This is a genomic window from Candidatus Edwardsbacteria bacterium (assembly GCA_018821925.1).
Classification (GTDB): Bacteria; Edwardsbacteria; AC1; order AC1; family EtOH8; genus UBA2226.
The window spans coordinates 1-4,497 of sequence record JAHJLF010000008.1 but is presented as its reverse complement, the minus strand read 5'-3'; the positions used below and the strand labels follow the sequence as shown (position 1 = coordinate 4,497).

Genomic DNA, 4,497 nt, shown 5'->3' with positions numbered 1-4,497 from the left:
TTCGACTTTTTAGACTGAATTTTTAAATCGTTAAAAATATATTCTTTTATGGTTTGATGTAGACTTATATAAATAACATCTTCAAATTGTTTTGATTGGCACATTATTTTGTAACGTTCTTTATCTTCATCAGTAGTCACATTACATTTATTATTTGCCAAAGAATGTCCAGGTACATTGCTATTATTAAATCCATCAATACTTTTACTAAAACTATGATAATGATCGTTTAATTTTTTAAATATTAAACTATCATGTGGCACAATTTGACTATTTAAAAATTGATTAACTATCTTTATCCAGATATCAGTTTCTTCTTTAATGTTATCATATCCAAGTAAAGATGCGAGATGGCACATTGGTTCCGGTAAAATTCCTTTTTTGTATTCCTGTATTGCTTTAAAAATAGATTTTTTCGTAGCATACGATATTTTTGTTGTTGCCGCAATTTCAATAATGTTTATCGGTGTTGCATATAGTTCATTCCCATCTTTAATTAATTCTTTGGGGTCTATTATATTGTCAGCTATATTGTACCAAATATTAGTATCTGCAACATATTGCATATTAAGCCTTTTTGTATCTAATACATAAAAGCTGGCATACTTGCCAGCTTTTAATTATTTACCCTCTACCCTACAATATTCACCAGCTTCTTGGGCACCACCACTACTTTCTTTATATTCAGATCCACTAAATACTTTTTCACATGTTCGCTGTTCAAGGCGGTCTTCTTAAGCTCCTCGTCGCTGATATCGGCCGGGACCGTTATCCTGTCCCTGAGCTTGCCGTTTATCTGAACCACCAGGGTGATCTCGTCATTGGCGGCTATCCGGGGATCGGACTTGGGCCATTGGGCCTTGTAGGTGGTCCCTTTATGCCCCAGCATCTGCCACAGCTCCTCTGACATGTGCGGGGTGAACGGCGCCATTAGCAGGGTCATGGTCTCTATTATCTCTGAAGCCAGGCAGGGATGATCGGCTGCCAGCACATCATCCTTGATGGGAAAGGCCTCCTGGACCTCGTTGGTCAGCTCCATCAGCGCCGCCACCGAAGTGTTGAACTGGAAGCGCTCCATGTCGTCGGTGACCTTTTTAATGGTCTGGTGCAGTTTCCGCCTGACCGATTTGACCGCTAAGTGGTCTTCCTGTTTGATGTTAGCGGCCCAATCAGCCTTATAGACCGGCTGATAGGTGTTTATCCAGCGCCACACCCGGTTGACAAACCGGAAAGAGCCGTTGATCCCCTCCTCGGTCCACTGGATATCGTCCTCGAATGGCGCCATGAACATCTCGTAGACCCTCAAACTGTCGGCCCCGTATTTCTGGGCGATCTCGTCCGGGGTCACCACGTTGCCCTTGGACTTGGACATCCTGGCCCAGCGCCATACGATCTGGTCCTCGGGAAAGCCCTCCCTCTCATCGGGCTTTAGAACGATCCAATCAACCAGCCTCGCCTCGCCGCCCTCGTTCTCCGCATTCTCATTGGCCCGGGGCTTGCGTCCGGGGGTGTAGGCCAGCAGGGATCCCTGGTTATGGAGGGTCAGGAAAGGTTCGGTGAAGCCTAAGAAGCCCTCATCGTAGAGCACCTTGGTCCAGAACCGGGAATAAAGCAGATGCGACCGGGCGTGCTCGGTGCCTCCGGCGTAGATGTCCACCGGCAGCCAGTGATCCAATTTTTGACGGTCGGCAAATATTTTGTTATTATGCGGATCGACGAACCTCATGAAATACCAGGACGAACAGGCGTATCCGCCCATGGTGTCGGTTTCACGCTTGGCCGGGCCACCGCATTTCGGGCAATTGGTATTTACAAATTCCGGAATATTGGCCAGGGGCGATTCCCCGGTGCCCGACGGATGGTAATTCTCCACCTCCGGCAGCAGCACCGGCAGTTGACCCTCCGGTACCGGCACCACGCCGCACTTGGGGCAGTGGATCATGGGTATGGGCGCCCCCCAGTAGCGCTGGCGGCTGATCAGCCAGTCCCGCAGCCGGTAGTTGACCTTGCCCTGGCCCTTTTGGTTCTCCTCCAGCCATTTTATGAATTCGGAGACGGTCTCCTTTGAATTGGGCAGTCCGTCGAACTGCCCGGAATTTATCATCGACCCGCCGTCGGGAATGGCCTGAGTCATCTCCTCCGGCCCGGCCGGCCCTCCCTCCGACCTGAAGACCATCCGAATGGGGATGTTGAACTTTCGGGCGAACTCGAAATCACGCTGGTCGTGGGCCGGGACCGCCATGATGGCCCCGGTGCCGTAGCCCATCATCACGTAGTCGGCGATCCAGATGGGTATCTTCTCGCCGTTGACGGGATTGACGGCGTAACTGCCGGTGAACACCCCGGTCTTGGTGCGCTCGGTGTTCAAACGATCTATCTCGGTCTCGCCCTGGGTTTTTTTGATGTAGGCTTCGACAGCGGCTTTTTTCTCAGGCAGGGTCAGATTTTCCACCAGGGGATGCTCCGGCGCCAACACCATGAAGGTGGCCCCGAACAAGGTATCCGGTCGGGTGGTAAATACCTGAATTTTGAATTCCGAATTCTGAATTTTGAATTCAACCGTGGCTCCCTCGCTTCGCCCTATCCAGTCCCGCTGCATCTCCTTCATGCCCTCGGTCCAATGAAGCTTCTCCAGATCGTCCAGCAGCCGGTCGGCGTAGGCGGTGATCTTAAAGAACCACTGGGGCATGGGACGTTTTTCCACCGGGTTGTCGCAGCGCCAGCAGCGGCCCTCCTTGACCTCCTCGTTGGCCAGTCCGGTCTTGCATGACGGGCACCAGTTGATGGGCGCGGTATCCCGGTAGGCCAGGCCTTTTTTATAGAGCAGCAGAAAGATCCACTGGGTCCATTTATAATATTCCGGCAGGCTGGAATCTATCTCCCTGTCCCAGTCGTAGCTGCATCCGGCCAGTTTGAGGGTCCTTTTGTAGTTGGCGGCGTACTCCGGCACCATCTGCCGTGGGTTGCGCCCCTTCTTGATGGCCTCGTTCTCGGCCGGCTGGCCGAAGGCATCCCAGCCCATGGGATGCAGCACATTGAAACCGCTCATGCTCTTATAACGGCAGAAAGCATCCATCGGCACGTAATTCTTCAAGTGGCCCACATGGAGGCCCGATCCCGAGGGATAGGGAAACATCTCCAGGCAGTATATCTTGGGCCGATCCGAATCGTCGTGGGCCTTAAAGGCTTTGGCCTTTTCCCAGATCTCCTGCCACCTAGCCTCTATCTCTTTGAAGTTATATTCTCTGGTCATCTTTGTAACATTTTGTTTTAAGTTAAAAGCCTTCAGATTATAAATATATTCTGAAGGCTATCAATAAATTATTAATATACCTTTTATTTTCCGCTCAATAGATCGGTGGCGTTAATCAGTTCGTTGCCGCATTTTTCGCAGTACCAGTTGTCGGCCCGGTTGAAGGCCCCGCACTTGGGGCATTTAAGTTCTCCCTCATGAGACTCTTCGGTGGCGGCATCCTCAACTTTAGGCTCAAACGAAATGTTTTCCTCTATCTGGATTGGTTCGGGTATCGGGGCTATGGGTTCAGTTGCCGGTTGCTCCTGACCGAAATTAGAACCCAATATGCTGGCGAATTGCTTCTCCAGATCGTCCAATTCACTGCGCTGAACTTCCGGAGCAGGTTGAACCACCGGCTCCGGGGCAGACGGTGGTGTTGGGGTTGGTTCCGGCGCTGGAGCCGGTGGTGGCGGCACGGGTACTGGTTTGGATGCAATGGCCTGGGGCGGCTTCGGCGTTGCCGGCGGCTCGGGTACAACAGGAGCAGCCGGTTCGGCAGTTTTCCCGCCAATCAGTGCCTGGTAGTTATCTATCTTTTCCGTCAATTCCTGAAGTTTGGTTACAATGGCTTCATTCTCATTATTGTGGGCTTCCGATTTCTGGGCATAATCGGCATCCTCCACCTCGCCGATGGCGGCCCGCAATTCCAACTCCTCCATCTCGGTGCGAATCTCTCTCTCCCGGGCCAGCAGTCCGGCCTGCTCGGCCAGAGCTGAATCCAGCGCCTCCTGCGTTCCGGCGCCCTTCTCCTCCAGCAGAACCTGCAGTTCCAGTAGCTTGGCCTCGTACTCCCCGCGCACCTTATGGAAGATCTCCGGCTTGGTAGCAGCCTTCTTTTCGTCCAGCAGCCGGATCCGCTTGTTGAAGACCTCTGTCAGTCGCTGAAGTTCCTCGATCGACTCGTTGCCAGTGATGTTCTCTACAGCCATTATTATTTCCTTAAGTTTAGGAAGATAATTTATAGATGAGTTTTTGCACCAGGGTTCGGGGCTCTCCCCTTCCGGATTTCAGGGCATATTCGGTCCGGTAAATCTGGTCCATTGCCCACAGATACTGCTGCGGGGTCCTCTTCCGCGAGGCGGGGATCATCTGGTTCACGTAAAATTCATGGCTCTGGATGCTGTATCCGATCTGCCGGGGGGATACGCCGCGGGCGGTCAGCAGGAATACCTTCCAGTATTTTTCCAGCTGGTAGTAAACGG

General features: G+C 51.7%; 4 protein-coding genes. All 4 read right to left on the bottom strand.

The genetic code is table 11. The features are described 5' to 3' along the window. Positions 1-566: hypothetical protein (locus KJ869_00560; GenBank protein MBU1575682.1), on the bottom strand; the 566-nt coding region annotated here is incomplete at its 3' end. A 65-nt stretch (positions 567-631) separates the two neighbouring features. After that, positions 632-3,253 (bottom strand): leucine--tRNA ligase, encoded by a 2,622-nt coding sequence (gene leuS / locus KJ869_00555; protein ID MBU1575681.1) that lies wholly within the window; start codon positions 3,251-3,253, stop codon positions 632-634. Positions 3,254-3,336: 83 nt separating this feature from the next. Then, on the bottom strand, positions 3,337-4,224 hold the full coding sequence (locus KJ869_00550; protein ID MBU1575680.1) for a zinc finger Ran-binding domain-containing protein: 888 nt from the start codon (positions 4,222-4,224) through the stop codon (positions 3,337-3,339). Positions 4,225-4,240: 16 nt separating this feature from the next. Further along, positions 4,241-4,497 (bottom strand): hypothetical protein (locus tag KJ869_00545; protein ID MBU1575679.1); only part of this gene is annotated, 257 nt, incomplete at its 5' end.